The 25,518-nt window shown below is 62.7% G+C and carries 30 protein-coding genes and 1 tRNA gene; 17 read left to right on the forward strand and 14 right to left on the reverse strand.

The features are described 5' to 3' along the window. Genes ACQ4W0_RS08300 through ACQ4W0_RS08340 form a run of 9 tightly spaced genes read left to right on the forward strand, consistent with a single transcriptional unit; the run spans window position 1 to window position 8,422 of the window. Entirely contained in the window at window positions 1-303 is a 303-nt protein-coding gene (locus ACQ4W0_RS08300; protein ID WP_168208485.1) for a hypothetical protein, read from the forward strand. Beyond that, window positions 293-1,720, forward strand: a complete 1,428-nt coding sequence (locus tag ACQ4W0_RS08305; protein ID WP_436576336.1) for a pilus assembly protein TadG-related protein — start codon at window positions 293-295, stop codon at window positions 1,718-1,720. Before ACQ4W0_RS08300 ends, ACQ4W0_RS08305 begins: the two co-directional genes overlap by 11 nt. Continuing rightward, window positions 1,717-2,199, forward strand: coding sequence for a TadE/TadG family type IV pilus assembly protein (locus ACQ4W0_RS08310; RefSeq protein ID WP_436576337.1), 483 nt, complete (start codon window positions 1,717-1,719; stop codon window positions 2,197-2,199). The genes ACQ4W0_RS08305 and ACQ4W0_RS08310 overlap by 4 nt, the downstream gene beginning before the upstream one ends. Then, window positions 2,189-2,803 (forward strand): TadE/TadG family type IV pilus assembly protein, encoded by a 615-nt coding sequence (locus tag ACQ4W0_RS08315; protein WP_436576338.1) that lies wholly within the window; start codon window positions 2,189-2,191, stop codon window positions 2,801-2,803. The genes ACQ4W0_RS08310 and ACQ4W0_RS08315 overlap by 11 nt, the downstream gene beginning before the upstream one ends. Before the next feature lie 55 nt (window positions 2,804-2,858). Then, window positions 2,859-4,028: a CpaE/TadZ family protein gene (locus tag ACQ4W0_RS08320; RefSeq protein WP_436576339.1), complete on the forward strand. Its 1,170-nt coding sequence runs from the start codon at window positions 2,859-2,861 to the stop codon at window positions 4,026-4,028. 50 nt (window positions 4,029-4,078) lie between these two features. Then, a complete protein-coding gene (locus ACQ4W0_RS08325; protein ID WP_436576340.1) occupies window positions 4,079-5,425 on the forward strand; it encodes a TadA family conjugal transfer-associated ATPase in 1,347 nt (448 codons plus the stop codon). Between the two features lie 11 nt (window positions 5,426-5,436). Continuing rightward, the gene (locus tag ACQ4W0_RS08330; protein WP_436576341.1) at window positions 5,437-6,414 is read left to right on the forward strand and encodes a type II secretion system F family protein; all 978 of its coding nucleotides are present in this window, start codon (window positions 5,437-5,439) and stop codon (window positions 6,412-6,414) included. 14 nt (window positions 6,415-6,428) lie between these two features. After that, entirely contained in the window at window positions 6,429-7,367 is a 939-nt protein-coding gene (locus ACQ4W0_RS08335) for a type II secretion system F family protein (RefSeq protein ID WP_436576342.1), read from the forward strand. A gap of 11 nt (window positions 7,368-7,378) precedes the next feature. After that, window positions 7,379-8,422 carry a LytR C-terminal domain-containing protein gene (locus ACQ4W0_RS08340; protein WP_436576343.1) on the forward strand — a complete coding sequence of 348 codons (1,044 nt, stop codon included), beginning with the start codon at window positions 7,379-7,381 and terminating at the stop codon, window positions 8,420-8,422. A 41-nt stretch (window positions 8,423-8,463) separates the two neighbouring features. Here ACQ4W0_RS08340 and ACQ4W0_RS08345 read toward each other — a convergent pair whose 3' ends face one another. After that, window positions 8,464-9,453: an EDSAP-1 family PEP-CTERM protein gene (locus ACQ4W0_RS08345; protein ID WP_436576344.1), complete on the reverse strand. Its 990-nt coding sequence runs from the start codon at window positions 9,451-9,453 to the stop codon at window positions 8,464-8,466. Between the two features lie 212 nt (window positions 9,454-9,665). Further along, complete coding sequence (locus ACQ4W0_RS08350; protein WP_436576345.1) at window positions 9,666-10,040, reverse strand: hypothetical protein; 375 nt, start codon at window positions 10,038-10,040, stop codon at window positions 9,666-9,668. A gap of 170 nt (window positions 10,041-10,210) precedes the next feature. Between ACQ4W0_RS08350 and ACQ4W0_RS08355 the strand changes: the two genes are divergently transcribed. Further along, entirely contained in the window at window positions 10,211-10,522 is a 312-nt protein-coding gene (locus tag ACQ4W0_RS08355; RefSeq protein WP_436576346.1) for a hypothetical protein, read from the forward strand. A 14-nt stretch (window positions 10,523-10,536) separates the two neighbouring features. On the opposite strand, the gene ACQ4W0_RS08360 is transcribed toward ACQ4W0_RS08355, so the two are convergent. From ACQ4W0_RS08360 to petA, 7 genes are all read right to left on the reverse strand, one after another. Next, window positions 10,537-10,743: a dodecin gene (locus ACQ4W0_RS08360; RefSeq protein ID WP_436576347.1), complete on the reverse strand. Its 207-nt coding sequence runs from the start codon at window positions 10,741-10,743 to the stop codon at window positions 10,537-10,539. 228 nt (window positions 10,744-10,971) lie between these two features. Further along, window positions 10,972-11,047, reverse strand: a tRNA-Thr gene (locus ACQ4W0_RS08365). A 26-nt stretch (window positions 11,048-11,073) separates the two neighbouring features. Then, window positions 11,074-11,586 carry a ClpXP protease specificity-enhancing factor gene (locus ACQ4W0_RS08370; RefSeq protein ID WP_436576348.1) on the reverse strand — a complete coding sequence of 171 codons (513 nt, stop codon included), beginning with the start codon at window positions 11,584-11,586 and terminating at the stop codon, window positions 11,074-11,076. 141 nt (window positions 11,587-11,727) lie between these two features. Beyond that, window positions 11,728-12,339 (reverse strand): glutathione S-transferase N-terminal domain-containing protein, encoded by a 612-nt coding sequence (locus tag ACQ4W0_RS08375; RefSeq protein WP_010394154.1) that lies wholly within the window; start codon window positions 12,337-12,339, stop codon window positions 11,728-11,730. A gap of 120 nt (window positions 12,340-12,459) precedes the next feature. Then, window positions 12,460-13,224, reverse strand: coding sequence for a cytochrome c1 (locus ACQ4W0_RS08380; RefSeq protein ID WP_436576349.1), 765 nt, complete (start codon window positions 13,222-13,224; stop codon window positions 12,460-12,462). Window positions 13,225-13,260: 36 nt separating this feature from the next. Further along, complete coding sequence (locus tag ACQ4W0_RS08385) at window positions 13,261-14,673, reverse strand: cytochrome b (RefSeq protein ID WP_436576350.1); 1,413 nt, start codon at window positions 14,671-14,673, stop codon at window positions 13,261-13,263. 2 nt (window positions 14,674-14,675) lie between these two features. Continuing rightward, complete coding sequence (petA, locus tag ACQ4W0_RS08390; protein ID WP_436576351.1) at window positions 14,676-15,284, reverse strand: ubiquinol-cytochrome c reductase iron-sulfur subunit; 609 nt, start codon at window positions 15,282-15,284, stop codon at window positions 14,676-14,678. Between the two features lie 413 nt (window positions 15,285-15,697). On the opposite strand from petA, the gene mscL reads away from it, so the two are divergent. From mscL to ACQ4W0_RS08410, 4 genes are read left to right on the forward strand one after another with little or no spacing between them, the layout of a single operon-like run. Further along, window positions 15,698-16,147, forward strand: coding sequence for a large conductance mechanosensitive channel protein MscL (gene mscL, locus ACQ4W0_RS08395; protein WP_436576352.1), 450 nt, complete (start codon window positions 15,698-15,700; stop codon window positions 16,145-16,147). A 41-nt stretch (window positions 16,148-16,188) separates the two neighbouring features. Then, window positions 16,189-17,349 (forward strand): Do family serine endopeptidase, encoded by a 1,161-nt coding sequence (locus ACQ4W0_RS08400; protein ID WP_436576353.1) that lies wholly within the window; start codon window positions 16,189-16,191, stop codon window positions 17,347-17,349. A gap of 21 nt (window positions 17,350-17,370) precedes the next feature. Continuing rightward, window positions 17,371-18,063 carry a DUF2461 domain-containing protein gene (locus ACQ4W0_RS08405; protein ID WP_436576354.1) on the forward strand — a complete coding sequence of 231 codons (693 nt, stop codon included), beginning with the start codon at window positions 17,371-17,373 and terminating at the stop codon, window positions 18,061-18,063. Window positions 18,064-18,078: 15 nt separating this feature from the next. Further along, the gene (locus ACQ4W0_RS08410) at window positions 18,079-18,423 is read left to right on the forward strand and encodes a cupin domain-containing protein (protein WP_436576355.1); all 345 of its coding nucleotides are present in this window, start codon (window positions 18,079-18,081) and stop codon (window positions 18,421-18,423) included. Between the two features lie 152 nt (window positions 18,424-18,575). Here the strand turns inward: ACQ4W0_RS08410 and ACQ4W0_RS08415 are convergent, their stop codons facing one another. The 5 genes from ACQ4W0_RS08415 to ACQ4W0_RS08435 all read right to left on the reverse strand — a co-directional run bounded on the left by ACQ4W0_RS08415 (window position 18,576) and on the right by ACQ4W0_RS08435 (window position 21,578). Further along, entirely contained in the window at window positions 18,576-19,622 is a 1,047-nt protein-coding gene (locus ACQ4W0_RS08415) for an NAD(P)H-dependent glycerol-3-phosphate dehydrogenase (protein WP_436576356.1), read from the reverse strand. Window positions 19,623-19,690: 68 nt separating this feature from the next. Next, window positions 19,691-20,152, reverse strand: a complete 462-nt coding sequence (locus ACQ4W0_RS08420) for an SH3 domain-containing protein (RefSeq protein ID WP_436576357.1) — start codon at window positions 20,150-20,152, stop codon at window positions 19,691-19,693. A gap of 83 nt (window positions 20,153-20,235) precedes the next feature. Further along, entirely contained in the window at window positions 20,236-20,709 is a 474-nt protein-coding gene (gene secB / locus ACQ4W0_RS08425) for a protein-export chaperone SecB (protein ID WP_010394167.1), read from the reverse strand. A gap of 160 nt (window positions 20,710-20,869) precedes the next feature. Beyond that, window positions 20,870-21,136 carry a glutaredoxin 3 gene (gene grxC / locus ACQ4W0_RS08430; RefSeq protein ID WP_422727220.1) on the reverse strand — a complete coding sequence of 89 codons (267 nt, stop codon included), beginning with the start codon at window positions 21,134-21,136 and terminating at the stop codon, window positions 20,870-20,872. 25 nt (window positions 21,137-21,161) lie between these two features. Next, window positions 21,162-21,578, reverse strand: a complete 417-nt coding sequence (locus tag ACQ4W0_RS08435) for a rhodanese-like domain-containing protein (protein WP_353659236.1) — start codon at window positions 21,576-21,578, stop codon at window positions 21,162-21,164. Window positions 21,579-21,684: 106 nt separating this feature from the next. Here ACQ4W0_RS08435 and gpmA point away from each other — a divergent pair, with 106 nt between their 5' ends. From gpmA to ACQ4W0_RS08450, 3 genes are all read left to right on the forward strand, one after another. Further along, window positions 21,685-22,431, forward strand: coding sequence for a 2,3-diphosphoglycerate-dependent phosphoglycerate mutase (gpmA, locus tag ACQ4W0_RS08440; RefSeq protein ID WP_101483505.1), 747 nt, complete (start codon window positions 21,685-21,687; stop codon window positions 22,429-22,431). A gap of 76 nt (window positions 22,432-22,507) precedes the next feature. Further along, a complete protein-coding gene (locus tag ACQ4W0_RS08445; protein ID WP_436576637.1) occupies window positions 22,508-23,971 on the forward strand; it encodes a murein hydrolase activator EnvC family protein in 1,464 nt (487 codons plus the stop codon). 47 nt (window positions 23,972-24,018) lie between these two features. Next, entirely contained in the window at window positions 24,019-25,512 is a 1,494-nt protein-coding gene (locus ACQ4W0_RS08450; protein ID WP_436576358.1) for a S41 family peptidase, read from the forward strand. Window positions 25,513-25,518: the final 6 nt, after the last annotated feature.

Raw genomic sequence — 25,518 nt, forward strand, 5'->3', positions numbered from 1 at the left:
ATGCCGAACTCGCTTTTGATGTCGCTGCGGCGCCTGGCGGCGCTGCTGCTGGCACTGCAGCTGGCCGCCTGCGCGCACGGCAGCACGCCGCAGCTGGACCGGCGTTTCGGCGACGCCGTGCGCCTGGCCATGGCGCAGCAGGTGCGCGATCCGGCCAGCGCCGGCAATCGCACGCCGGCCGATGGCCTCGATGGCCCCAGCGCGCACGCCGTCATGCAGCGCTACCGTGCCTCGTTTGCCGAACCGAATGGCCAGGCGCCGCAGCCCGTGCAATTCATGCTGGGAGGCGGCAATGGCAAATAGACGCCGGCGCCAGCGCGGGGCGATGCTGATCGCTTTTTCCATCCTGCTCATCGTGGTGCTGGGCTTTATCGGCCTGGCGCTCGATGTGGGGCAGGTCATCGGCCGCAAGACGGAATTGCAGAACCTGGCCGACAACGCGGCGCTGGCGGCGGCATCCGAACTGGTTGGTACGCCCGAGGGCCTGCTGGCTGCCGTGACGAAAGCCAAGAGCAGTGCGGCCGACAGGAGCGCATGGCGGCGCCGCATGGAAGGCGCCGTCCTGTCGGACGCCAGCATCCGCTTCGCCAGCGAACCCGACGCGCCCGCCAGCGCGTGGCATGCTGCGGGTGCCGTGCCCGATCCTGCCACGGCGCTGTTCGTGCGCGTCGATACGCAGGCCAATGACCCATCGCTGGGGCGGGTGGCGACGGCGTTCCTGGGCGCCTGGTCGCCGGCGCTGCGCACCTTGGACACGGGCGCGCGCGCGGTGGCGGGACGGTCCAGCTTGCACCTGACCCCGCTGGCTATCTGCGCGCTGTCGGGCAGTGCCGCCAGCCCGCGTAAGAATGCGGCCCTGCTGCCGGCCGTCGAGCTGCTGGAATATGGCTTTCGCCGCGGCGTGGCGTACAACTTGTTGAAGCTCAATCCGCATGGTCCTGCAGCCGAACATTTCGTGCTCAATCCGCTGGGCCGGCCGGGCATGCTGGGATCGTCGTTGCAGGTCAGCGAGTCGAGCGTGCTGCCGTTTGTCTGCAGCGGCACGGTGTTGTACCCGCGCATCGGCAGTGCGTCGGTGCACGTGCACCGGCCCTTTCCCGCCGCGCTGTGGCCGGCCTTCAACGCGCGCTTCAACCAGCATGCGGGCAGCGGCTGCCATCCCGTCACGGCGCCGCCCGACACGAATATCCGCGCGTATCCGAATACGGCGGCGAACTGGTGGATGACAAATACGCCCGACGCACCCAGCGCCCTGAGCACGGGCAATCCGCTGCTGTCCGTGGCCGATCCGGAATCGAACGCCACGCCGCCTGCGCTCGGCAGCTATGGACCGCTATGGTCGTTTAGCAAGGCGGTCAGGTACAGCAGCGTGAAGCCGCCCGGCGGTTATTTACCGTTTGCCACCAGCGACTGGCCCAAGCTGTATCCGGCTAGCCCGGCCGCGCCGGCCGCCAAGTCCGGCTATCCTGCCACGTCGCCCTACCAGACGCTGGGATTCCAGACGGCGCCGACCGGCAACACGGGCGTGGCGCAGCGGCGTTTGCTGCATATTCCCCTGCTGGCTTGTCCGCTGCCGGCCGGCAGCGACGTGCTGGCGCAGGTGCGCGGCATCGGCCGCTTTTTCATGACGGCGCCGGCCAGCAATGGCGTATTGAGCGCCGAATTTGCCGGCCTGGCGAACGAGGGATCGCTGATGGGCCCGGCGGAGCTGCTGCAATGAAGCCGCTCCGCCGCACGCCACGTCGCCAGGGCGGTGTCGCCGCCATCGAGCTGGCCCTGATCCTGCTGTTTTTCATGGGCCTGTTGCCCTTCGTGCTGCTGTTCGGCCGTGCGCTGCTGGTGTACACGGCCCTGCAGAAAAGTACGCACGATGCGGCGCGCTACCTGGCGACCATGCCGCTGCCGCAGATGACAAACGGCGATGTGGCCACGCAGCACAGCGCGTTTGCGCGGCAAATGGTGCTCGATGCGATGGCGGAGACGGCGCCGCACATGAAGGCGTTCAGCGTCAGCCTCGATTGCGTGTATGCCGACGATGCCTATAACTGCGGCACATACGCCACGGCGCCGCTGCAGGTGCGCATCAAGGTGTCCGTGGACATGCCCGTCGATTTCCTGCCCGAGCTGACGCGCAAGTGGCTGCCGCAGCTGGCGCCGATCCCGCTGCGTGCCAACGCGACATTGCGCTATGTTAACTAAACTGCGCCGGCGCATTCAGCGCCAGCGCCAGGGCGGCGTCTTCGCTGTCGAGTTCGCCATGCTGGCGCTGCTATTCTTCCTCTTCCTGTTTGCCATGCTGGAAGTGGCGCGCGCCGTGTACGTGTGGAACATGGTGCATGAGATCACCCGGCGCGCCGCGCGCGCCGCCGCCGTCACCGATTTCAGCAATGCCGGCGCGCTGCAGGCCGTGCGCACGCACGCCGTGCTGCGCGCCGCGCCGGGCGCGCTGCCGCTGGGCGGCGGCATCAGCGACGCGTATGTGCGCATCGATTATCTGTCGCAGGCCGCTGGCGGCGCCGCGCTGGCGGCAGTGCCGGTGACGGTGATGCCAGGGTGTCCGCAACGCAACCGCATCAATTGCCTGGACGATCCGCATGGCGCCAGCTGCATCCGCTTCGTGCGCGCGCGCCTGTGCGTGCCCGGCGATGGCGCGCGCTGCGAGAGCATGCCGTACCGGCCCGTCCTGCCGCTGCTGGGGATGATGTTTCCCGCCGGCGCAGGGGCCGTGCGTTTGCCCAGCGGGGCCACCATGGCGGTGGCAGAGTCGCTGGGCTATCCGGACAATCCCGGTTTTTGTCCATGAGCGCCACTTGACGGCGCAGCCGAATGTGTTGACCTGAAAGAAGCGAGGAAATGCGATGAAAGCCCTGATGATTACCCGCGACGCCAGCTTGCACGATGAAATCGCGGCGCAGGGCGCGGCCCGCATGCCGGTGCTGCGCCTGCTGGAGCGGCGCAGCGGCCTGCGCGATGCCGTCGAGCGCATGCTGCCCGAAGCGCCCGAGCTGGTGATCGTCGACGCCAGCGGCCTTGACGCCGACGAGGCGGACTTGCTGGAACGGCTGGCGCGCCAGTATCCGCTGGCCGTGCTGATGCTGCTTACGCGCGGCCAGCAGCAGGATGTGCTGATCCGCGCCATGCGTGCCGGCATGCGCGAAGTGCTGCAGCTGCCGCTGGTGCACAAGGCCTTCCATGAAGCGATGGACCGCGTGGATATCCAGGCCGGCGTGACGCAGATGCGCGACGGCAAGGTCCTTGCCTTCATTTCCTGCAAGGGCGGCAGCGGCGCCACCTTCTTGTCGACGAATTTTTCCTACGCGCTGGCCAGCCTGGCCGGCTGCAAGGTGCTGCTGATCGACCTGCACGGCCAGTTCGGCGACGCCACCCTGTATGTCTCGGACCAGAAGCCGGCCATGACCCTGTCCGATATCTGCGCCCAGATCGCGCGCATGGATGGCGCCTTCCTCGCCTCGTGCCTGGTGCACGTGACGCCGAACTTCGGCGTGCTGGCGGCAGCCGACGACCCCGCGCACAAGGTCGACATGCAACCGGAACACATGGACCGCATCCTGGCCGTGGCGCGCCAGCACTACGACTACATCGTGCTCGACGTGGGGCGCCAGATCGATGCGCTGTCGCTGCGCGCGCTCGACAACGCCGACGCCATCTACCCGGTGCTGCAACTGGCCTTGCCCGATATCCGCGACGGGCGCCGCCTGCTCGACATTTTCCGCTCACTCGGCTATCCGGGCGAGCGCCTGCGCCTGATCGTCAACCGCTATGAAAAGGGCGGGCGCCTGCGCCTTGCGGACCTGGAACAGGCGCTGGGCGCGGAAGTGGTGCACACGGTGCCCAACGATTACGTCGCCGCCACGGACTCCGTCAACCAGGGCATCCCCCTGCTGCAGCTGTCGCGCACCAGCGCCGTGGCGCGCAGCCTGGCCGAGCTGGTGGAGCTGGTGACGGCGCGCCGCGTGACGGAAAGCCGCGGCCTGTTCGACCGTTTGTTCAGCCGCAGCGAAGCTTAGGACAGGGAGATATGTCAAGGCTCCCGCCGGGGGCCATCATGGGAGCCGAGATGACTTTACGCGAACGCCTGGCGGCGAATGAAATAGTGCGCCCCGCCAGCAATGGGCAAGGGGCGCTGGCGCTGCACGCCTACCAGGAGCTGAAAAAGACCATGCACCAGACGATACTCGACCGTATCGACCTGGAACGCCTGAAGCGCCTGACGGCCGAGCAGTTCAAGCACGAACTGGCGCTGCTGGTGCAGCGCGTCATCGAGGAAGAGCGCATCGTGCTGAACCAGCATGAACGGCATAGCCTGGTGCTCGACATCCAGCACGAGATGCTGGGCTTTGGCCCGCTGGAACCCTTGCTGGCCGATGCCAGCGTATCCGACATCCTGGTCAATACCTGCGACAAGGTGTATGTCGAGCGCGGCGGGCGCTTGCAGCTGACGGACGTGACGTTCCACGACAATGCGCACCTGATGAAGATCATCGAAAAGATCGTCTCGCGCGTGGGACGGCGCGTCGACGAATCGAGCCCGATGGTCGATGCGCGCCTGCCGGACGGCTCCAGGGTCAACGCCATCATTCCGCCGCTGGCCGTCGACGGCCCGATCCTGTCGATCCGCCGTTTTGCCGTGCAGCCGCTGACGATCGCCAACCTGCTCGACTACAAGAGCCTGACGCCGCCCATGGTGCAGGTGCTGCAGGCGCTGGGCCAGGCCAAGGTCAACATCCTGATTTCGGGCGGCACGGGCAGCGGCAAGACGACCCTGCTCAACGTGCTGTCCGGCTTCATTCCCGGCAGCGAGCGCATCGTCACCATCGAGGATGCGGCCGAACTGGCGCTGCGCCAGCCGCACGTGGTGCGCCTGGAAACGCGTCCGCCGAATATCGAGGGCAAGGGCGAAGTGAGCCAGCGTGCGCTGGTGCGCAATGCGCTGCGCATGCGGCCCGACCGCATCATCCTGGGCGAGGTGCGCGGCGCCGAGGCGCTCGACATGCTGCAGGCGATGAACACGGGCCATGAGGGTTCGCTGGCGACCATCCACTCGAACACGGCGAGGGATGCGCTGGCGCGGCTGGAAAACATGGTCGGCATGGCCAGCGTGAACCTGACGCCGCGCGCCACGCGCCAGCAGATTTGCTCGGCCGTGACAGTGGTGATGCAAGTGTCGCGCCTGACCGATGGCGCGCGCAAGCTGGTCAGCCTGCAGGAAGTGACGGGCATGGAAGGCGACATCATCGCCATGCATGAAATCTTCCGTTTCGAGCAGACGGGCGTGGATGCCGATGGCAAGGTGCAGGGCCACTTTTGCGCCACGGGCGTGCGGCCCCGTTTCACGGAACGCCTGCGCATGTTTGGCGCGCCCGTGCCCGACACGGTGTTCGACCCGGACCGCATCTACGAATAGAAGGGCGCATCATGGACCTGATCTTCTACGGCTTTGCCGTGTTGCTGTTCGCCGCCTGTATCCTGATGGTGGAAGGCGCCTGGCTGTGGTGGGCGGGCACGCATGGCGGCGCGGCGCGGCGCATCAACCGGCGCCTGCGGCTGATGGCGGCGCGCGGTGAGGCGGGCGGGGAGCGGGTCTCCATCCTCAAGCAGCGCCGCTATGCGCGTGCGCCCGGCCTGGAGCGTTTGCTGCGCCGCGCGCCGCAGGCGGCGCAGCTGGACCAGCTGCTGCTGCAATCGGGCTTGTCCTGGTCGGTGGCGCAATTCATCGGCGTCACTGCTGCCCTGCTGCTGGCGGCCTTGCTGCTGCTGGCGGTTTGGTCCATGCCTTTTCCCGGCGCCTTGCTGCTGTTGGCCAGCGCCGTGAGCGGACCGTGTTTGTTCGTGCTGCGCGCGCGCGCGGCGCGGCTGAAAAAGATCGAGGCGCAATTGCCGGAAGCGGCCGATTTCCTGGCCCGCGCGCTGCGCGCCGGCCATTCGTTTTCGAATGTGCTGCAGATGGTGGGCGATGAATTGAGCGAGCCGATCAGCGGCGAATTCAAGATGGCGCACGAAGAAATCAATTACGGTGTGCCGATGAACGAAGCGCTGCAAAACCTGGCCGCGCGCATTCCGCTGACGGACTTGCGCTACCTCGTCATCGCCGTGCTGGTGCAGCGCGAATCGGGGGGGAACCTGGCCGAAGTGCTGGTCAGCATCGCGCGCATCATCCGCGCCCGTTTGAAACTGCTGGGGCAGGTGCGCGTGCTGTCGGCCGAGGGACGCATGTCGGCCTGGGTGCTGGGACTGATGCCGGTGGTGATGATCGGCGTCATGGCGCTGGTCAATCCGCAATACATCCGCCTGCTGTGGACCGATCCCAGCGGCATCAAACTGCTGTGGTACGCGGCCGGCATGGTGGCACTGGGCGTGGTCTGGATGCGCAATGTGATACGGATCAGGATATAACAACAGGGGGTGGCATGAACGGTTCGCAACTGCTGTTTCTCGTGATTGTTTTCGCCGTGGTGGTGGCGCTGGCCCTGCTGGCGTGGCTGATCTTCTTTCCCGGCACCTTGCGCCAGCGCCTGTTTGGCGCCATGGCGCCGGCGGCCAGCGATGCGGTGGCCGACCATGGCTGGGTAGAGCGGGTGGCACGCGTGGCGCAGCCGTTCAGCAAGCTGTCGCTGCCGGAAGAGGGCTGGGAGCGTTCGCCGCTGCGCACGCGCTTCATGAACGCGGGCTGGCGGCAGGCGAGCGCGCCAGCCCTGTACTTTGCGGCGAAAACCGTGCTGGCCCTGCTGTTTCCCACCGTGCTGGGGCTGTATGCGGCCAGCGCCATGGCGGCACAGTTGCGCAGCGTGCTGCTGTTGCTGCTGTGCGTCAGCGCCACCATCGGCTATTACCTGCCGAACCTGGTGCTGGCCAGCACGGCCAAGCGGCGCCGGCGCGACATCTTCGAAAACATCCCCGATGCGCTCGACCTGCTGACCGTGTGCGTGGAGGCGGGCCTGAGCCTGGAGCGCGCGCTGGTGAAGGTGTCGGGCGAAATCCACATCAAAAGCGTGGTGCTGGCGCAGGAATTGCAACTGGTGCTGATGGAAATGCGCGCCGGCTTTTCCAAGGAAAAGGCGCTGCGCAACCTGGCCCTGCGCAGCGGCGTGGAAGATGTCGATACCCTCGTCGCCATGCTGATCCAATCGGAACGCTTCGGCACCAGCATGGGCGATTCGCTGCGCGTGCATTCGGAAAACCTGCGCAGCAAGCGCAGTCTGCTGGCCGAGGAGGCGGCGGCGAAGATCGCCCTGAAACTACTGTTCCCGCTGATCTTTTGCGTTTTTCCCACCCTGATGCTGGTGCTCATGGGGCCGGCCGTGATCGAAGTCTATCGCGTGCTCGTGCCGGCCATGGCCAGCCGCTGAAAGGAGTCACCATGCGCTTGACGCTCTCCCGCCTGGCCGCCGCCTGTGCCTGCCTGGGCCTGGCCGCCTGTACCACGCAATTGGCCCGTGCACCGGTGCCGGCGTGGCCTGACGCCGATGCCGCCTATGTGGCGGGGCGCCAGGCTTTCGAGCGGGGCGACCTGCCCGCCGCGCAGGCGGCCTATGAGCTGGCCCTGCGCCATGCGCCGCGCCACGTGAACGCGCGCAACGGCCTGGCCGTGCTGCACGCGCAGCGGGGCGAGCATGACGCGGCCATCGCCCAGTGGCAGGCGCTGACGCAGGAAACGGGCATGGCGCGGCCGCAGCCAGCCTATCTGTTCAGTAATCTCGGCCATGCCTATTATCTGAGCGGGCGCGATGCGCAAGCCTTGCCCGCGCTGGAACAGGCGTGTTTGCTCGATCCGCTCAATGCGCTGGCCTGGCAGCATCTGGCGCAGGTGCTGGAGCGCCTGGGACAGCACGAGCGCGCCGCCCTCATGCGGCGCCAGGCGGCCAGCTTGCAGGAACACGACTTGCGGCGCGACATGGCCTTGTTGCGCGGCGCGGCGCCGCCGCAGCTGGTGCCCGCGCCTGTTCCGGTGCAGGATGCGCCCGCCATGGCGCGCGTGGAGATCACGCAGAGCGATGGCATGGCCCAGCTGCGGCGCGTGCCCGTCGCCGCGCCGCTGCGGTCCGTGGCGGGGGCTGGTGCGCCGCATCCGCGCCTGGAAATTGTGAATGGTAACGGCGTGCCGGGCATGGCGGCCGCGCTGGCGCGCAGCCTGGCCGGCGCTCCCGTGCAAGTGGTGCGCCTGGCCAATGAAACCCGCTTCCAGGTAGCGCGCACGCGCGTCGAATACCGGCCCGCGCAAGAGCAGGCGGCGCGCCAGCTGGCCCGCCAGCTGGGGACGCAGGTGCAGACCCAGGCCGCCGACTGCCCTGCCAGCGAGCTGCGCCTGGTACTGGGGCGCGACCTGAGTGAGCCGGCCGTGTTGCACCGCTATTATTTGCAGCAATTGCAGCTGGCGCGCCAGGCGTTGGCCCGGCTCGGTTAGAACGCCTCTGCTGGCGCCGCGTGTCTGGAGCATGTCGCTTGCTATGTCGGCAGGCGCCGGCGCGTGAAGGCCAGGGCGGTCAGTCCCAGGCTCAGCAGGAACAGGCTTCCCGGCTCCGGCACGGCCAAGGGATCGATGACGACGATGTCGGTGCGCGTGGATTTGGAAAAGTTCAAGGTATAGCTGCCGGTGGGCATGGCGAAATTCGAGGTCAGGGAAAACAGCGCAAAGCCATTCGTGAAGGCGCGCCCGGTAGCGGGGTCATTCGTGCCGGCCGTCAAGTTCAGGCTGAAGGGGTCGAGGCTGCCGGCGCCATGGTTGCCGTTGATGTCGCTGCCATTGTTCGGGTTGCCGTCGGGGGCGAACTGGAAGATTACGCCATCGGCATTCGCGTTCGACAGGCAGCCGACGGGGCTGGCGCTGTTGCAGGAGATATTGAAGATATCCATGATCGACACGCTCGACTTGTCGCCCAAGGTCGTCACGCTGGTGCGCAGGTCGCGCCGTCCCATGAAGCTGAAGGTGATGAAGCCGGCGCTCGACAGGGTCAGGTTGACGGAACCGGTGAGCGTGTCGCCAGCCGTGGCCGTGGCGGCGCCGACGGTGTTGCGCTGTGCTTCCGCCACGGCTTGCACGCTGGCGCCGCCATTGAGCATGTTGCCGAAGGCGTGCGCATCGCCGCGCGCGAATTCCAGCGTGGTACTGGGACTGGGTGCGTAGCGGTTTTGCGGCAAGCCGCTGCAGCCGCCGCCCGAACACACTTGCAGCACGTCGGCGTTGGCGGCCGGTCCGGTATTGACGGCGCGCGGATTGACGGCTACGCCACCCTCGAAGAAGGCGCTGTCGCTGGCATTGCGGTTGGCGCCGGCCAGCGACAGCGCGCCAGCGCTGGTGGTGATGCGGAAATTGTTCAATTCATTGACGGCCAGGCCGTAGGCGCCGGCCTGCGCCTGGCCGCTGGCCAGCAGGCTTGCCGCCGCCAGTGCGCCCAGCCAACCCAGGGTCTTGCTTCGTGTGTGATCGACGTTCATCGCAGCCTCTTATCGTGGTCAGTCTCGGAAAATCCGGGGGACAAAGAATCCAGAATGACTTGCCTGGATTCATCTCGTAGACACAGATAAGCAGCTTGTGTGCCACACACAAAAAAGTAAATTGAATCAGGTACTTGCGCAAAGCGGGCTGAGCTGGATAGGGCGAAGTGTAAGAAAGGCCGACGCCGCTTGGCGGGCGGCGTCGGCCCGCCTCAGGTACCGCGGTGATAACCCAGGTGGCCACCCGAATTGCTTGCGCAACCGCAACCGATGCGCGCCACTTCCTCGCCTTCTGTCAATTTCCAGTTGGTAATGGTCGTGTGCTGCCAGTCGATGCCGCTTTTCTTGACAGGTTTTACCGTCAAGGTGCGTTCTTCCACATCCGTGTATTCCATCAGCTCCTCATCGTCGGCGATGTCGAAATGGCGGTGGATCAGGGAAATGCCGAAGCGGTCGAGCGCGCCATAGCGCTGCAGTACGTCGCGCAGTTCGCGAAAGCAGGCCAGATCCGCAGGCAGCAGCGGGTCGATGGCGGAAATATCGGCAACGGGTTGCCATTGCATGGCGTGGATGTTCAGGCTGTGCATGATAGGCTCCTGTGCCCCGTGATGAGTGGCCCAGGCTGCCAGAGGGGCGCCGGCACGCCTGGCGAAATACCCATCGTGGCCGTAAAGCTGGTGTGGCGCTTGCGCCAGATCAAAGGTGCGGCACATCGGCACATCGTATCTCGTCCGATAATTGCCCGGTAAAATAGGCCATGGCAAACAAAACCCCCACCTTCCCCGGCGCACGCACGGGCCGCGGCCAGGTCCTGGCCGTGCTGCTGTCGAACCGCGACCAGTCCGGCGCCGAACCCCTGCAAGGCCGCGTCTCCCTGGCCGCCATCGTCAAAGCGCTCAAACGCAAATACCACTGGCCCATCGAGACGCACAGCTTTCCCGCCAACACGCAGGATGGCCGCGCCAGCTGGGCGACCGTGTACAGCTTGCCGGAAAAGGTGATTGAGGCCGCGCTGGAGGCCGGCGGCCGGGAGTGGCTGGAGAGCCGGGGAGTTGTCGGGCGGAGGTGAGTTGCCGCCTTGCCTTATTCCAGCCGGAAGCCGACCTTCAGCGTGACCTGGAAGTGCGCCACCTTGCCATCGACGATGTGTCCCCGCGACTCGGTCACTTCATACCAGTCCATGTGCTTGACCGTGAGCGCCGCCTTGGCAACGGCATCGCGTATCGCCTGATCGCTGCTCTCGGTCGATGTGCCGACCAGTTCGATCAGTTTGTAAATGTGTGCGGACATGATATTTCCCCAGGTAGGCAAGCCAGACATCGGGAGCCTGCTTTGCGCAAGCACGTGCTCATCTTGCGCCTAAATGTGCTGGACGTCATTGCGCGGTGCAGCAATGCGTGCGCAAGCTTATCTGGACGGTGACGCGTGTTAATGGGCCTGGGAGTGTCCCGCAGGCAGGGGAAAAGAAAAAAGGGCTACCAGCCGAAACGGGTAACCCTTTGATTTTCTACTGAATTCTGGTGCCGACTGCCGGTTTCGAACTGGCCACCTGATGATTACAAATCAACTGCTCTACCAAATGAGCTAAGTCGGCAAAAACTGCGCGTTGCGAATTATACGCTATTTAATGCGTGTCAGGGTCGGACGGCCGCCTTTTTTTGGTGGCTCGTCGTCGCCGGGCGTGGCGTTGTCGCGTTGTTCGGGGGAACTGGTCGGCACGGACGACAGGGCCGGGGCGCTGGAGACCGGGGCGAGCGCTGGCGGTGGCAGGTCGGCCGAGGCCGGGCTGTCCGTCGGTTGCGCGTCGGGGTCATCGTTGCCCAGCACGGGTTCGAAGGCCATGCCCTGGCCGTTTTCGTTGGCGTAGATGGCCATCACGTTGTCGACAGGCACGTAGATTTCGCGCGAGACGCCGCCAAAGCGGGCGTGGAAGCGGACGGCGTCGTTGTCCATCTTCAGGCCGCTGGTGGCGCCGAAGCTGATATTGAGCACGATTTCGCCCTTTTTCACGTATTCCATCGGTACCGTGGTGCGCGAATCGACTTTGACCGCGAGATAAGGCGTGTAGCCGCTGTCGGTGCACCATTCGTAGATGGCGCGCAGCATATAAGGTTTGGTTGAAATTTCAGACATGATAGGCACTGTGAGGCGGGAGCGCCCCCCTTCAAGCTTGAGGCGGGCGCACCGGTAGTTCAAAAGACTGGGACAGCGCAAAAACAACTTTTACACATGGCCCTGGATGTCCCGGCAAGCGTGGCTTGTCGGGCCTATCTTTTAGCGGCGCATCACTTTCTCGGATGGCGTCAGCGCTTCGATGTATGCAGGACGCGAGAAGATGCGTTCGGCGTACTTCATCAGCGGTGCAGCCGTCTTCGACAGTTCGATGCCGTAGTGGTCCAGGCGCCACAGCAGCGGCGCGACAGCCACGTCGAGCATCGAGAATTCGTCGCCCAGCATGTACTTGTTTTTCAGGAACAGCGGCGCCAGAGTCGTCAGGCGGTCGCGGATTTCCGCGCGTGCCTTGTCGTGGGCTTTGTCGTTGCTCTTGGCGCGTTCGCTTTCCAGCACGTGCACGTGCACGAACAGTTCTTTTTCGAAATTGAACAGCATCAGGCGCGCGCGGGCACGCATCAGCGGATCGGCCGGCATCAGTTGCGGATGCGGGAAGCGCTCATCGATGTACTCGTTGATGATGTTCGATTCATACAGGATCAGTTCGCGCTCGACCAGGATAGGTACCTGGCCGTACGGGTTCATGGTCGAAATATCTTCCGGTTTGTTGAACAGGTCGACGTCGCGCACTTCGAAGTCCATGCCTTTTTCAAACAGAACCAGGCGGCAGCGTTGCGAAAATGGGCAGGTTGTACCCGAATAGAGAACCATCATTTTTTATAGTTCCTTAGAAACAAAGGGGGTGAAGCCGCGAACGGCTCACCCCAGGTCGCTTGTCCACTCATGCGGACAACGCAGAAACAGGCATAAACCGGCCTATGGCCGGCGCCTCACTTATTTGACTTCCTTCCAGAACGACGCGTTAAGGCGCCATGCCAGCAGAGCAAATACCGACAGGAACAGCAGCACCCACACGCCCAGGCGTTTGCGTGTTTGCTGTGCCGGTTCGGCCATCCACTCCATGTAGCCGACCAGGTCGGCTACCGCATTGTCATACTCGATCTTGTTCAACGTGCCGGGCTTGACCTGCTCGAAGCCGGCAAATTTGTGGATCTTCTTGCTTGGCTCATGGGGATCTGTCTCTTCCACGAACTTGGCAGTCTGAACACCTTGCAATTCCCATAATACATGCGGCATGGCAACATTCGGCAAGACCATGTTGTTCCAGCCGGTCGGCCGAGTGTCGTCTTTATAGAACGTACGCAGGTAAGTATACAGGTAGTCGCCGCCTGTGCCAGCGGAAGATGATTTCGCGCGCGAAATTACCGACAAATCCGGCGGTACGACGCCAAAGAAGGCCTTGGCGTCCTGCGGTGCCAGGGCCGTGATCATCAGGTCGCCTACTTTATCGCCTGAGAACAACAGATTCTCCTTGATCTGGATTTCCGTCAAGCCCAGATCGCGCAGGCGGTTGTAGCGCATCGACACGGCGGCATGGCAATTCAGGCAATAATTGACGAACAATTTGGCGCCATGTTGCAGCGCTGCCATGTTGGTCTGGCGGTCAGGTGCCTTGTCCAGCGGAAAGCCGCCTTCGCTGGCGAGAGCCATGGCTGGCACGAAGGCCAGGATGGCGAGCAGTTTTTTTGCAATCTTCATATGATGTATGTCCTTTGAGCGTGGCGTGAGAGCGGCTTAGTGCGGGTGAAACGTCACACGCGACGGCACGGTCTTGAACTTGCCCATTGCACTCCACCATGGCATCAGCAGGAAAAAGCTGAAGTAAATCAGTGTGCACACTTGCGACACGAGGGTTTTCGTATCCGTTGGCGCCTGAGTACCGAGGTAGCCCAGGATCAGGAACGACAGGCCGAAGATGGCGTACACATATTTGTGCCAGCTCGGACGGTAGCGGATCGATTTCACGGGCGAATGGTCGAGCCATGGCAGGAAGGCCAGGATCACGACGGAACCGCCAAAGAACACCACGCCCCAGAATTTCGCGTCCAGCACTTGCGGCAGCATGCCGATGATGGCGACGATGGCGATGCCGGCGATGGCCGATTTGATCGTCGTCGACAGGCGCGACTTGAGCCAAATGAACACCACGTAGGCCGCCACGACACCCATCAGCACGTACATGAAGTCGGCCGTGGTGGCACGCAGCACCGAGTAGAACGGCGTGAAGTACCAGGTTGGCGCGATGTGCAGCGGGGTTTTCAGCGAATCGCCGGGCAGGAAATTGTTGTATTCCAGGAAGTAGCCGCCCATTTCCGGCGCGAAGAACACGACGGCGCTGAAAATGACGAGGAAGATCGACACGCCGAACAGGTCGTGCACGGTGTAGTAGGGATGCGATGGAATCGAATCGAGCGGGTGGCCGTCGGCGCCCAGGTTTTCCTTCACTTCGATGCCGTCCGGATTGCTTGAGCCCACTTCATGCAGGGCGATCAAGTGCGCTGCAACCAAGCCCAGCAGTACCAGCGGGATGGCGATCACGTGGAAGGCGAAGAAGCGGTTCAGGGTCGCGTCGGAGACAACGTAGTCGCCGCGGATCCACAGCGACAGGTCAGGGCCGATGAACGGGATGGCGCCAAACAGGTTGACGATCACTTGGGCGCCCCAGTACGACATCTGGCCCCATGGCAGCAGGTAGCCGAAGAACGCTTCGGCCATCAGGCACAGGAAGATGGCGAAACCGAACAGCCAGATCAGTTCACGTGGCTTGCGGTACGAGCCGTACAGCAGGGCGCGCGTCATGTGCAGGTAGACGATGATGAAGAAGGCCGAGGCGCCCGTCGAGTGCATGTAGCGCACCAGCCAGCCCCACGGTACTTCGCGCATGATGTACTCGACGGAATTGAAGGCCAGGGCCGCATCCGGTTTGTAGTGCATGGTCAGGAAGATGCCGGTGACGATCTGCAAGACCAGCACCAGCATGGCCAGCGAGCCGAAGATGTACCAGAAATTGAAGTTTTTCGGGGCGTAGTACTTGCCCCATTGGTCATTCCACAGCTTGGTCAGGGGAAAGCGGTCATCGACCCAGCCCAGCGCTTTTTCGGCAACGGGAGCGTCGGCCGGGAATTTTGTTTCTTTAAAAGCAGCCATGATCAAGCCTCGCCTTTCTCGTCTTTACCTATCAGCAATTTGGTGTCGCTCAGGTACATATGGCGCGGCACTTGCAGGTTGTCCGGCGCCGGCTTGTTCTTGAACACGCGGCCTGCCATGTCGAAGGTGGAGCCGTGGCAAGGGCACAGGAAGCCGCCTTCCCAGTCATCGGGTAGCGACGGTTGCGGGCCGGGAGTAAATTTCGAGGAAGGGGAGCAGCCCAGGTGGGTGCAGATGCCGACGGCGACGAGAATTTCAGGCTTGATCGAGCGCGCTTCATTCATGCAGTATTCAGGCGTGAATTCGGCGGGATTGCGTTGGGAATTGGCATCGGCGACTTTGCCATCGGTTTGTTTGAGCGACGCGATCATTTCCGGCGTGCGCTTGATGATCCAGACCGGCTTGCCGCGCCATTCGACGGTGCGCATTTCGCCGGGTTGCAAGGTGGTGATGTCTACTTCAACCGGCGCGCCAGCCGCTTTCGCGCGCTCCGACGGCTGGAAGGTGCTTACCAAGGCTCCCGCGGTTGCCAATCCAACTACACTGCCCGCCGCGCACGTGGCGACGAGCAAGCCGCGACGGCCTGAATCGACCTGCTTTTCGTTACTCATGCAAACCCCAATCAGTCAAAATGCGAATCTTTATTATGAGTGGCAGCCGCGAAAAACCCGTCGCCGAAGCTCTTTCCCACTGATTGCCGCAACCCGCATCTTTGCGCGGTAAAGTGGCAACATCCCTGCGGAACTTCGGCCAATGGCGCAGCCCGTGCCAGTTTCTTGTTGATTATCCGGAAGTGAAAAAGCCACTTCTGGCAACCGCAAATTATAAGTGAAGCAAACAACGAATAAAACAAAAACGTTGCTTGTACCATAATTTATATACTTTTGCAGGAGGTGGCTAGTTCTTTCGAACTAGATGCGCCCGGCTGTGCCCGAATTGGTCCTGACTACAACCACAAGTTGGTGGCACTGGGAATCAATAGTATGATTGGCATGTTTTTTATACCTATCCGAAGGAGAAATTCATGGCAATGATGAAGGAATTTAAAGAATTTGCAATGAAAGGCAACGTTGTCGACTTGGCAGTCGGTGTCATCATCGGCGGCGCCTTCGGCAAGATTGTCGATTCCCTGGTGCAAGACGTGATCATGCCGCCCGTCGGCCGTATTTTCGGCGGCCTCGATTTCGCCAATTACTATCTGCCCCTGAACGGCCAGGCCACGACGATGACCCTGGTGGAAGCGAAAAAGGCGGGCGCCGTGCTGGCCTACGGTAACTTTCTGACCATTTTGCTCAACTTTGTCATTCTTGCCTTCATCATTTTCCAGATGGTGCGCCTGATGAACAAGGCCCGCCGCAGCGAACCGGTCGCGCCAGCACCAGCGCCGGTCACGCCGGAAGACATCGTGCTGCTGCGTGAAATCCGCGACTCTCTGCAGAAGAACGGACAGAATAGCAACGATCTGGCAAAATAAGTCGTTCCGGCAATGGCCGGCTGACCTGGGCAGAGAACTGTATGCGACGATTCTGGTTATTGTTTGCGCAAACCGTGACCATCGCGTTGGCGCTGTACTTTGTGTACGGCGCGCTGCGCCCGGCCAGCCGGGTACAGCAGCTGGGCTCTGCTGCGAAGCCGGTGCCCGTGGTGGAAACGGCGTCGAGCAGCTTGGCGCCCGGTTCCTACCGCGACGCGGCGGCGCGCGCCATGCCCGCCGTCGTCAACATCCTCACCCTGCAAGTACCCAAGCGCGGCGCCCATCCGCTGGCGCGCGATCCCTTTTTTAAACGTTTCTTCGGCGACCGCGACCCGGACGGCGAGGATGACGAGGACTTGAAAAACAGCCTCGGTTCGGGCGTCATCGTCAGCCATGAAGGCTATGTTCTCACCAACAACCATGTGGTGGAAGGCGCCGACGAAATCGAAGTGGTGCTGACGGACGGGCGCAAGGCGCCCGCCAAGGTAGTGGGCCTGGACCCGGAAACGGACCTGGCCGTGATCAAGATCGACCTCGACAAGCTGCCCGTCATAGTGCTGGGTCAGTCGGAACTGGCGCGCGTGGGCGACGTGGTGCTGGCCATCGGCAACCCGTTCGGCGTGGGCCAGACGGTGACCATGGGCATCATCTCTGCCTTGGGCCGCAACAATCTTCACATCAACAGTTTTGAAAACTTCATCCAGACGGATGCGGCCATCAACTTCGGCAACTCGGGCGGCGCCTTGGTCGATACGCGCGGCAATCTGATCGGCATCAATACGGCGATTTACTCGCAAAGCGGCGGCTCCGTCGGCATCGGCTTTGCCATTCCCGTCTCGACGGCCAAGACGGTGATGGAAGCCATCATCAAGGATGGCCATGTGGTGCGCGGCTGGATCGGCGTGGAAACGCAGGACATCACGCCCGAGCTGGCGCAAAGCTTCGGCTTGCAGCGTACCAGCGGCGCCATCATCGCCGGCGTGGTGCGCAACGGCCCGGCCGACAAGGCGGGCATCGTGCCCGGCGACATCCTGCTGACGGTGGAAGGCAAGCCCGTGGGTGACACGACGGAAATGCTCAACCTGATCGCCCAACTGCCGCCTGGCGGAAAAGCTAAAATGACGGTGCTGCGCAAGAATCGCGAAGCGGCGCTCGACGTGATGGTGGGCAAGCGCCCCCTCCCGAAAGAGCTTTCCAAATAGTTGCTGATCGGAATTTGACACATGCATGTGCGCGATTTGACCCAATTTTTACGTGAACTGAGCGACAACAACAACCGTCCCTGGTTTGTCATGAACAAGCCCCGCTACGACATCCTGCGCGAAGAATTCCTCGCGCTGGTCACCAGTCTGATCGGTGAGCTGGGCAAGTTTGACCCGGCCGTGAAGTACTGCAATCCGAAGAAGGCCATGTTCCGCATCAACCGCGACGTGCGTTTTGCGCACGACAAGAGCCCGTATAAAACGCGTTTTTCGGCCGCCATCGCGCCGAACGACATGCGCCGTCCCAGCAAGGCGGGCGGCCCCACGTATTATCTGCAGATCGATGGTCAGGGCAACTTGCTGTTCGGCGCCGGCGAATACATGCCGCCACCAGGCCGCCTGAAGGCGCTGCGCGAACACATGGTCAACGACGCGCCAGGTTTTTCCAAAGTGCTGAAAAATAAGCGTTTGAAGGCCCGTTTCGGCACCATCCAGAACGAGGGCAAGTTGCAGCGCCCGCCCAAGGGTTTCGAGGCGGACGCCGAACATATCGAATTCATCAAGCTGAAGAGCTTTTTTGTCTGGACCGAAGTGCCGCTGCCCGTAAACGAACCGGAAAAACTGTTGTCGACCCTGGCGCAAGGCTTGCAGGATGCGTGGCCGCTGGTCGAGTGGATGCGCGGCGCGAAAGAGCCGGAGGAAGTCACCGAGTAATTGCTGAAGGAGCACATGATGGCACTGGAGCACGCAAGTTCAGGACAAGTGATCGAGGTGCTGCGCAGGGACGGCGACGACCTGTCGCAGTTTTCCGCCATCGCGCTGGCCAAGACGGACGAACTGGAATTGATCCGCATGTGCATGCCCAAGGGCAAGACCATGCCCGAGCATCATGTCCTCGGTGAAATCACCTTGCTGTGCCTGCAAGGGCAGGTAGCGGTGGATGCGCATGGCAAGGAGCATCTTCTGGGGCCGGGGCAGATGCTGTACTTGCACGGCGGCCAGGCGCATGCGCTGGCCGCGCGTGAAGACAGTCTGGTGCTGCTGACGATATTGATGGCCAAGGCGGGGCGCTAGGAACACCTAACCAAACCTACTGCGCGGCGCGGGTCGCGGCCTCCGATGCTCACTGACTCGGCGTCCCCGTGCATTCGCACAGTTCCGCTTCTCAGCCACAACTCACATCCGCTCGCTACGGTTTTGTTAGGCGTTATTACTCGTACACGTGGTTAAGCCGCCTCGGCGCGCGGATCGCGCGACAGCAGCTGCTGCACCATCAGGTGCGGCAAATCGCCGTCGAACAGCACGCCGGCTACCGCGTTGGTGATCGGCATGTCGACGCCCATGCGGAGCGCCAGTTCGCGCACGGCCTTGGCGCAGGGCACGCCTTCGGCCACGTGACCGAGTTCGGCCACGATGGTGGCCAGCGCCTTGCCTTGCGCCAGGCCCAGACCGACCCGGCGGTTGCGCGACAGGTCGCCGGTGCAGGTCAGGATCAAATCGCCCATGCCCGTCAAGCCCATGAACGTTTCCGTCTGGCCCCCCAGGGCCGTGCCCAGGCGCGTGATTTCCGCCAGGCCGCGCGTGATCAGTGCGGCGCGCGCATTCAAGCCCAGGCCCAGGCCATCGGCCACGCCGGTGGCAATGGCCAGCACGTTCTTGACGGCGCCACCCACTTCCACGCCCACCAGGTCTTCGCTCGCATACACGCGGATGGTGCCGCCATGCAAGGCCGAGACGACGGCGCCGCGCAAGGCGGCGCTGTGCGAGGCGATGGTCAGCGCGCACGGCAGGCCGCGCGCCACTTCCTGCGCGAACGAGGGCCCGGACAGGGCGCCGCCGGGGATGTTGTCGCCCAGCACTTCCTGCACGATCTGGTGCGGCAGCAAGCCCGTGCCGCCTTCAAAGCCCTTGCATAGCCATACCAGCTTGCCGATGGCCTTGTCTTTCAGTTGCAGCAGCAGGGGCCGCAGGCCGGCCACGGGGCAGGCGGCGATCAGCAGGCCCCGTTCGCCACCGGCATGCGCGACGGCGGCGTCGAAATCGGCACTGATGCGCAGTTGCGGCGGCAAGGGGAAGCCCGGTAAATAGCTGTTTTCGCCGCTGGCGGCCATGGCGGCCATGGCGTCGCCGTTGCGGCCCCACAGCAGCACGTCGTGGCGGCCGGCCAGGGCCATGGCGACGGCCGTGCCCCAGGCGCCGGCGCCCAGTACGGTAATGCGGCGCGGGGCAGCTGTGGCGCTGGTATCGGGAGTGTTTTCAGGGGAAACTTGCATGCAACCTCAGTCTGGCAGGGGGAGGGGCACGGCGCGGCTGGCCGTTGCCCCGATGAATCTGGCGGTGCTTACAGGCCCCACACTTCACTGGTCTTGACGTAGCCGCTCTGGCCATCCTTGTGGCGCACCTTGACCCAGCCGGAGCTGGGTTGCTCGCTCATTTCCAGCAGCACGCCCTTGTCGACGAGGATGATGGGCGAGGCGGTGTCGTCGGGGCTGGCGCGAACCTTGAGGTTCGCGGCGCGCGCCACGACGTTGCGCTTGGCCGACAGGCCCTTGGCTTCGGTCCAGGCCATTTCGCCGCTGGCATCGCGGACCTTGACCCATTCGCCGTAGCTGAGCACGACTTCCAGCGGCATGCCGCGTGGCGCCACGTACAGCTTGCCGCCCTTGGCGGACGGCGCGTCGTACAGGATCACGGGGTTTGCTCCCACCGTTTTGAAATCGACGGCGTGGCTGGCGGCGGTGGCCAGCAGCAGCACGGCGCCGGCTATCCAGCGGAACTTGCTCAAGAGCGCACTTTTCAACATGATATTTTTTGAACCTTAACGAAACACGGCGGCCAGGCCGCCGTGTCAGGCCAGCCTTGACGGCCGGCGGGGTCTTGCAGAGCTTAGTGCGTTTCGCTGGCTGCTGGAGCTGCGGCAGCGGCGTCAGCAATAGCTTGCAGACGTTGTTGGTAGAACACTTCGAAGTTGATCTCGGCCAGGTGCACTGGCGGGAAGCCGGCACGGGTGATCACGTCGGCGATGTTGGCGCGCAGATAAGGGTAGATGATGTTCGGGCAGCCGATTCCCAGCAGCGGATCGAGTTGATCGGCAGGAATGTTGCGTGCTTCGAAGATACCAGCTTGCTTGCCTTCAACCAGGAAAGCGACTTTATCGCCGACTTTGGCGGTCACGGTGATGGTCACGGTGGCTTCGAAGATGCCGTCGGCCAGAGGCGCAGCGCCCACGTCCAGAGCGACTTCGATTGCTGGTGCTTCTTGTTCCAGGAAAATAGCTGGGGAATTTGGTTGTTCCAGCGACATGTCTTTCAGGTAGACGCGTTGGATTTGGAAGACTGGTTGCAGATTTTCGTCAGACATGGAACGCTTTCGTTGTAAAGGACAAGAACGGCACACCGTTCAAATATGGTGCTTGCGGTATGTAAACCGTGCCGGATAGGCACGGCCAGATCAGGTGCGAGGGCAATTGTATCAAAACAATACGACAAAAAACCAAGCAATTTCTCGAACCCGCTTTATATCAGGCTGCTGTGCCGTTTAACAAGGGGTCCAGCTTGCCAGCTTGATCGAGCGCATACAAATCGTCGAAACCGCCCACGTGGGTATCGCCCACATAGATTTGCGGCACCGTGCGGCGGCCCGTGCGTTCCATCATCTTGATGCGCTCTTCCGGGTCGAGGTCGACGCGGATCTTTTGCACGCTCACGCCCTTGGCTTCCAACAGGCGCTCGGCGCGCACGCAATACGGGCACACGGCGGTGCTATACACAATTACAGGTACGGTCATGATGATTCCTTCAATAAATGCTGGTTTACTTCGCCAGCGACAAGGTTTTCAATGGCAAACCTTGCTTTTTCCATTCGTCGAGGCCGGCTTCCAGGCTGGTGGCTTCCGCGAAACCGGCTTTGGTCAGCAGGCCGACGGCCGTTGCCGAACGCGAACCTTTCTGGCAAACCACTACAATGGGGCGCGTTTTGAATTTTTCCAGCTCGCCCAGGCGTTTTGCCAGTTCCGGCAGCGGAATATTTTTTGCGTCAGGCAAGTGCCCCGTGGCGAATTCTTCCGCGCTGCGCACGTCGACGATGATGGTCTTGCCGCGGTTGATCAATTGCGTGACTTCCAGCACGGTCGCGCGCTTGCCGCGCATCGACAGCAGTGGCCAGAGGAGGGCGCCGCCGGAAATAATGACGATGGCAAACAGAAAAATGTGGTCGATAATGAATTTCACGTAGGGTCCAATGGTTTAAGTCAATCCGCGCATTATAAAATAGAAGCTGGACGAGGTCTTTTTACGTTTTGCTTTTTTGATTTGAACCCCTTGAGAAGATAGAACTATGTACAAAATCGTTTTCATGCGTCACGGCGAGTCCACCTGGAACCTCGATAACCGCTTCACCGGCTGGACCGACGTCGATCTGACGGAAAAGGGCGTCAACGAAGCCAAGGCCGCCGGCCAGATCCTCAAGCAGGAAGGTTTTACGTTCGACGTGGCCTACACTTCCGTCCTGAAGCGCGCCATTCGCACCCTGTGGCTGGCGCTCGACGAGATGGACATGATGTATTTGCCAATCAAGAACGACTGGCGCTTGAACGAACGCCACTACGGCGCCCTGCAAGGCCTGGACAAGGGCGAGACGGCCGCCAAGTATGGCGACGAGCAAGTACTGGTGTGGCGCCGCAGCTACGACACGCCGCCGCCGCCGTTGGAAGCTGACGATGACCGCGCCTCGTTCAACGATCCGCGCTATGCCGGCTTGCCGAAAGCGTCGATTCCGCTGACCGAATGCCTGAAAGACACCGTGGCGCGCGTGATGCCGTCCTGGGACGAAGAAATCGCCCCGGCTATCCGCGCTGGCAAGAAAATCATCATTTCGGCCCACGGCAACAGCCTGCGCGCGCTGATCAAGATGCTAGACGGCATCAGCGACAGCGACATCGTCGGCTTGAACATTCCGAACGGCCAGCCGCTCGTGTATGAACTGGACGCCGACCTGAAACCGATTCGTCATTACTACCTGGGCGACCCGGCAGCGATTGCGGCAGCGCAAGCGGCCGTGGCGAACCAAGGGAAGGCCAAGTAACTTGTTGTCTTTCTTCCGCGGCACAGCGATCGCCCCCTCTGCTGAACGACCCCTGCCGGCGTGGCGCGCCGGCGCCATGCTGTGCGCAGCGCTGCTGTTGTCGAGCGGCGCCGTACAGGGTGCCAAGCCCACCGAACGCAGCAAGCAGAAAGCGGCCGCGGAAGCACAACGTGCTGGATTGCAACAAAAGCTGACGGCGCTCAAGCGCGACATCAGCCGCACGGAAAGCGCCAAGGATGACGCGGCCGATACCCTGGCCGAGTCGGAAGAGGCTATTTCCAACGCCAACCGCGCCTTGCGCGACCTGGCACAGGAGCAAAGCGCGACGGGCGTGAAACTCAATGCGCTGGGGCAAGAGCACCAGCAGTTGACGGCCACCGTCGAGAAACAAAAAGCGCAGCTGTCCAAATTGCTGCGTGAACAATATGTCGCCGGCAACGAAGACCGCATCAAGCTGCTCTTGTCGGGCGACAACCCGAACCGCATCAACCGCGACTTGCAACTGATGGCCTATGTGTCGCAGGCGCAGGCGCGCCTGCTTGACGCCTTGCGCGTCAACTTGCTGGCGGTGGAGAAAAACCAGGCGGACGTGCAGAACGCCAAGGATGAACTGGAAGAAATCGCGCAGGAAGAGCGCGACCAGAAGGCCCTGCTGGTGCAGGAAAAGGCGCGCCGCGCCGCCTTGCTGACGAGCTTGTCGCAACGCCTGGTGGCGCAGCGCAAGGAAGTGGGCAATGTCGAGCGCGACGAACAGCGCATGGGCAACCTGGTCGACAAGCTGGCGAAACTGATCGAAGAGCAGGCCGCGGCCGCTGCGGCCGAAAAGAAACGCCAGCAATTGCTGGCCGAGCAGCGCGCCGCCGCCAAAGCGGCTGCGGACGCCAAGATCGCCGCAGAAAAACGCGAACGCTTGCTGGCCGCGCGCGCCAAGGCCGCCCAGGCGCAAGCCGAACGCGAACGCATTGCGAAAGAGCAACAAAACAAATCGGGCAAGATCAAGCCGCAGACGCCGCCAGCGCCGCCTGTGAAACTGGAACCGATCGATGACGACGAGCCGCCGCAAGTGGCCAAGGTGACGCCCAAGCCTGAGCCCAAGCCGGAACCGGAGCCGGAACGTCCGAGCCTGGGCCCGGCCGCGCCATCTGGCGCCTTTGCCGGCCTGAAAGGGCAGTTGCGCGCGCCCGTGGCGGGCAAGATTGCCGCCCGCTTCGGCAGCAAGCGCGGTGACGGCCCCAGCTGGAAGGGCGTGTTCATCCGCACGGGCGAAGGCAGCGAGATCCACGCCATCGCCGGCGGCCGCGTGGTGTTTTCCGACTGGCTGCGTGGTTTCGGCAATTTGATCATCGTCGACCATGGCGGCCAGTACATGAGTATTTATGGCAATAACCAATCCTTGCTGAAACGGGTGGGTGATGCCGTCAAGGGCGGCGACGCCATTGCCAGCGCGGGTAACAGCGGCGGCAACGAGGAATCAGGGCTATACTTTGAATTGCGCCATCAGGGCCGCGCCTTCGACCCCGCCACCTGGGTGAAGTTTTAAGTCCCCACCATTGCTGCGGCAGCGAATTTGTAGATTGTGAAGAATACATGGGCATCAAAGTCAAAAGTATCGGCCTGATTGGTCTGGGCGTATTGGCCGGCATCGGCATGTCGCTGCAGTTTCCGGCCGTGGCGCAGAAAATCACGAATGCCCCGCTGCCGCTCGACGAGCTGCGCCAGCTGTCCGATGTCTTCGGCTTGATCAAGTCTGATTATGTCGAGAAGGTGGAAGACAAGAAACTCCTGACGGAAGCCATTTCCGGCATGGTCTCGTCGCTGGACCCGCATTCTGTCTACCTCGACAAGAATGCTTTCAAGGAAATGCGCGAAAGCGTGCAGGGCAAGTTTGTCGGCATCGGCATCGAAGTGAGCATGGAAGACGGCTACGTGAAAGTCGTCTCGCCCATCGAAGACAGCCCGGCCGCCAAGGCCGGCATCCTGGCGGGCGACCTGATCACCCGTCTCGACAATATCCCGCTGAAAGGCTTGCAGCTGGAGGATGTCATCAAGAAGATGCGTGGCCAGCCTGGCACCAAGCTGGTGTTGACGATGTCGCGCAAGGGCGAAAGCAAGCCGCTGGTGTTCCCCATCGTGCGCGAGGAAATCCGCGTGCAAAGCGTGAAGGCCAAGATGGTCGCGCCCGGCTATGCCTGGCTGCGCATCGCCCAGTTCCAGGAACCGACCGTCGATGACATGGTCAAAAAGATCAACGCGCTGTATGCGCAAGACCCCAAGCTGAAGGGCCTGGTGCTGGACTTGCGCAACGATCCCGGTGGCGTCGTGCCGGGCGCCATCGGCGTGGCGACAGCATTTCTTCCGGGTAACTCCGTGATCGTCTCCACCAAGGGCCAGTTGCCCGAGTCGAAACAAGTGTTTTATGGCCGCCGCGAATTCTATGCGCCACCGGGCGCCAAGGCTGACCCGCTGGCCAAGCTGCCGGCCGCGCTGAAAACCGTGCCGCTGGTGGTGCTGGTCAATGCCGGTTCCGCGTCCGCCTCGGAAATCGTCGCCGGTGCCTTGCAGGATTACCAGCGCGCCACCGTCATCGGTACGCAGACGTTCGGCAAGGGTTCCGTGCAAACTTTGCGCCAGATCACTGCCGACACGGCCGTCAAGCTGACCACGGCCCGCTACTACACGCCGAAAGGCCGCGCCATCCAGGCGCGCGGCATCGTGCCCGACTTGCTGGTCGATGAAACGGCCGAAGGCGATGGCTGGAACAGCCTGCGCGTGCGCGAGGCGGACCTGGAAAAACACTTGAGCAGCAACGATGGCAAGCCGGAAGCGGCCAAACCGACCATGGAAGGCATGCATGAGCAGATGGAAGAAGAGCAGCGTCTGATCGCCACGGCGAAAAAGCGCAAGCCGCTCGAATACGGCGCCAAGGATGACTTTCAACTGCAGCAAGCGTTGAACCACTTCCAGGGCTTGCCGGTGCAGCTGGCCAAGGTCGAGGCCAAGGGCGAGAAGATCAGCGCCAAGCCGGAAATCGCTTCCGACATCAAGGCCGACGACAAGAAGATTCCTGTGCGAAAACCGTAGTCGCCG

Source organism: Janthinobacterium breve (genome assembly GCF_051380895.1).
GTDB lineage: Bacteria > Pseudomonadota > Gammaproteobacteria > Burkholderiales > Burkholderiaceae_D > Janthinobacterium.

Excerpts from the sequence above, each read along its gene's own strand:
- ACQ4W0_RS08300 (WP_168208485.1), top strand. The coding sequence starts at position 1 with ATGCCGAACTCGCTTTTGATGTCGCTGCGGCGCCTGGCGGCGCTGCTG.
- ACQ4W0_RS08305 (WP_436576336.1), top strand. The coding sequence starts at position 293 with ATGGCAAATAGACGCCGGCGCCAGCGCGGGGCGATGCTGATCGCTTTT.
- ACQ4W0_RS08310 (WP_436576337.1), top strand. The coding sequence starts at position 1,717 with ATGAAGCCGCTCCGCCGCACGCCACGTCGCCAGGGCGGTGTCGCCGCC.
- ACQ4W0_RS08315 (WP_436576338.1), top strand. The coding sequence starts at position 2,189 with ATGTTAACTAAACTGCGCCGGCGCATTCAGCGCCAGCGCCAGGGCGGC.
- ACQ4W0_RS08320 (WP_436576339.1), top strand. The coding sequence starts at position 2,859 with ATGAAAGCCCTGATGATTACCCGCGACGCCAGCTTGCACGATGAAATC.
- ACQ4W0_RS08325 (WP_436576340.1), top strand. The coding sequence starts at position 4,079 with ATGACTTTACGCGAACGCCTGGCGGCGAATGAAATAGTGCGCCCCGCC.
- ACQ4W0_RS08330 (WP_436576341.1), top strand. The coding sequence starts at position 5,437 with ATGGACCTGATCTTCTACGGCTTTGCCGTGTTGCTGTTCGCCGCCTGT.
- ACQ4W0_RS08335 (WP_436576342.1), top strand. The coding sequence starts at position 6,429 with ATGAACGGTTCGCAACTGCTGTTTCTCGTGATTGTTTTCGCCGTGGTG.
- ACQ4W0_RS08340 (WP_436576343.1), top strand. The coding sequence starts at position 7,379 with ATGCGCTTGACGCTCTCCCGCCTGGCCGCCGCCTGTGCCTGCCTGGGC.
- ACQ4W0_RS08345 (WP_436576344.1), bottom strand. The coding sequence starts at position 9,453 with ATGAACGTCGATCACACACGAAGCAAGACCCTGGGTTGGCTGGGCGCA.
- ACQ4W0_RS08350 (WP_436576345.1), bottom strand. The coding sequence starts at position 10,040 with ATGCACAGCCTGAACATCCACGCCATGCAATGGCAACCCGTTGCCGAT.
- ACQ4W0_RS08355 (WP_436576346.1), top strand. The coding sequence starts at position 10,211 with ATGGCAAACAAAACCCCCACCTTCCCCGGCGCACGCACGGGCCGCGGC.
- ACQ4W0_RS08360 (WP_436576347.1), bottom strand. The coding sequence starts at position 10,743 with ATGTCCGCACACATTTACAAACTGATCGAACTGGTCGGCACATCGACC.
- ACQ4W0_RS08370 (WP_436576348.1), bottom strand. The coding sequence starts at position 11,586 with ATGTCTGAAATTTCAACCAAACCTTATATGCTGCGCGCCATCTACGAA.
- ACQ4W0_RS08375 (WP_010394154.1), bottom strand. The coding sequence starts at position 12,339 with ATGATGGTTCTCTATTCGGGTACAACCTGCCCATTTTCGCAACGCTGC.
- ACQ4W0_RS08380 (WP_436576349.1), bottom strand. The coding sequence starts at position 13,224 with ATGAAGATTGCAAAAAAACTGCTCGCCATCCTGGCCTTCGTGCCAGCC.
- ACQ4W0_RS08385 (WP_436576350.1), bottom strand. The coding sequence starts at position 14,673 with ATGGCTGCTTTTAAAGAAACAAAATTCCCGGCCGACGCTCCCGTTGCC.
- petA (WP_436576351.1), bottom strand. The coding sequence starts at position 15,284 with ATGAGTAACGAAAAGCAGGTCGATTCAGGCCGTCGCGGCTTGCTCGTC.
- mscL (WP_436576352.1), top strand. The coding sequence starts at position 15,698 with ATGGCAATGATGAAGGAATTTAAAGAATTTGCAATGAAAGGCAACGTT.
- ACQ4W0_RS08400 (WP_436576353.1), top strand. The coding sequence starts at position 16,189 with ATGCGACGATTCTGGTTATTGTTTGCGCAAACCGTGACCATCGCGTTG.
- ACQ4W0_RS08405 (WP_436576354.1), top strand. The coding sequence starts at position 17,371 with ATGCATGTGCGCGATTTGACCCAATTTTTACGTGAACTGAGCGACAAC.
- ACQ4W0_RS08410 (WP_436576355.1), top strand. The coding sequence starts at position 18,079 with ATGATGGCACTGGAGCACGCAAGTTCAGGACAAGTGATCGAGGTGCTG.
- ACQ4W0_RS08415 (WP_436576356.1), bottom strand. The coding sequence starts at position 19,622 with ATGCAAGTTTCCCCTGAAAACACTCCCGATACCAGCGCCACAGCTGCC.
- ACQ4W0_RS08420 (WP_436576357.1), bottom strand. The coding sequence starts at position 20,152 with ATGTTGAAAAGTGCGCTCTTGAGCAAGTTCCGCTGGATAGCCGGCGCC.
- secB (WP_010394167.1), bottom strand. The coding sequence starts at position 20,709 with ATGTCTGACGAAAATCTGCAACCAGTCTTCCAAATCCAACGCGTCTAC.
- grxC (WP_422727220.1), bottom strand. The coding sequence starts at position 21,136 with ATGACCGTACCTGTAATTGTGTATAGCACCGCCGTGTGCCCGTATTGC.
- gpmA (WP_101483505.1), top strand. The coding sequence starts at position 21,685 with ATGTACAAAATCGTTTTCATGCGTCACGGCGAGTCCACCTGGAACCTC.
- ACQ4W0_RS08445 (WP_436576637.1), top strand. The coding sequence starts at position 22,508 with ATGCTGTGCGCAGCGCTGCTGTTGTCGAGCGGCGCCGTACAGGGTGCC.
- ACQ4W0_RS08450 (WP_436576358.1), top strand. The coding sequence starts at position 24,019 with ATGGGCATCAAAGTCAAAAGTATCGGCCTGATTGGTCTGGGCGTATTG.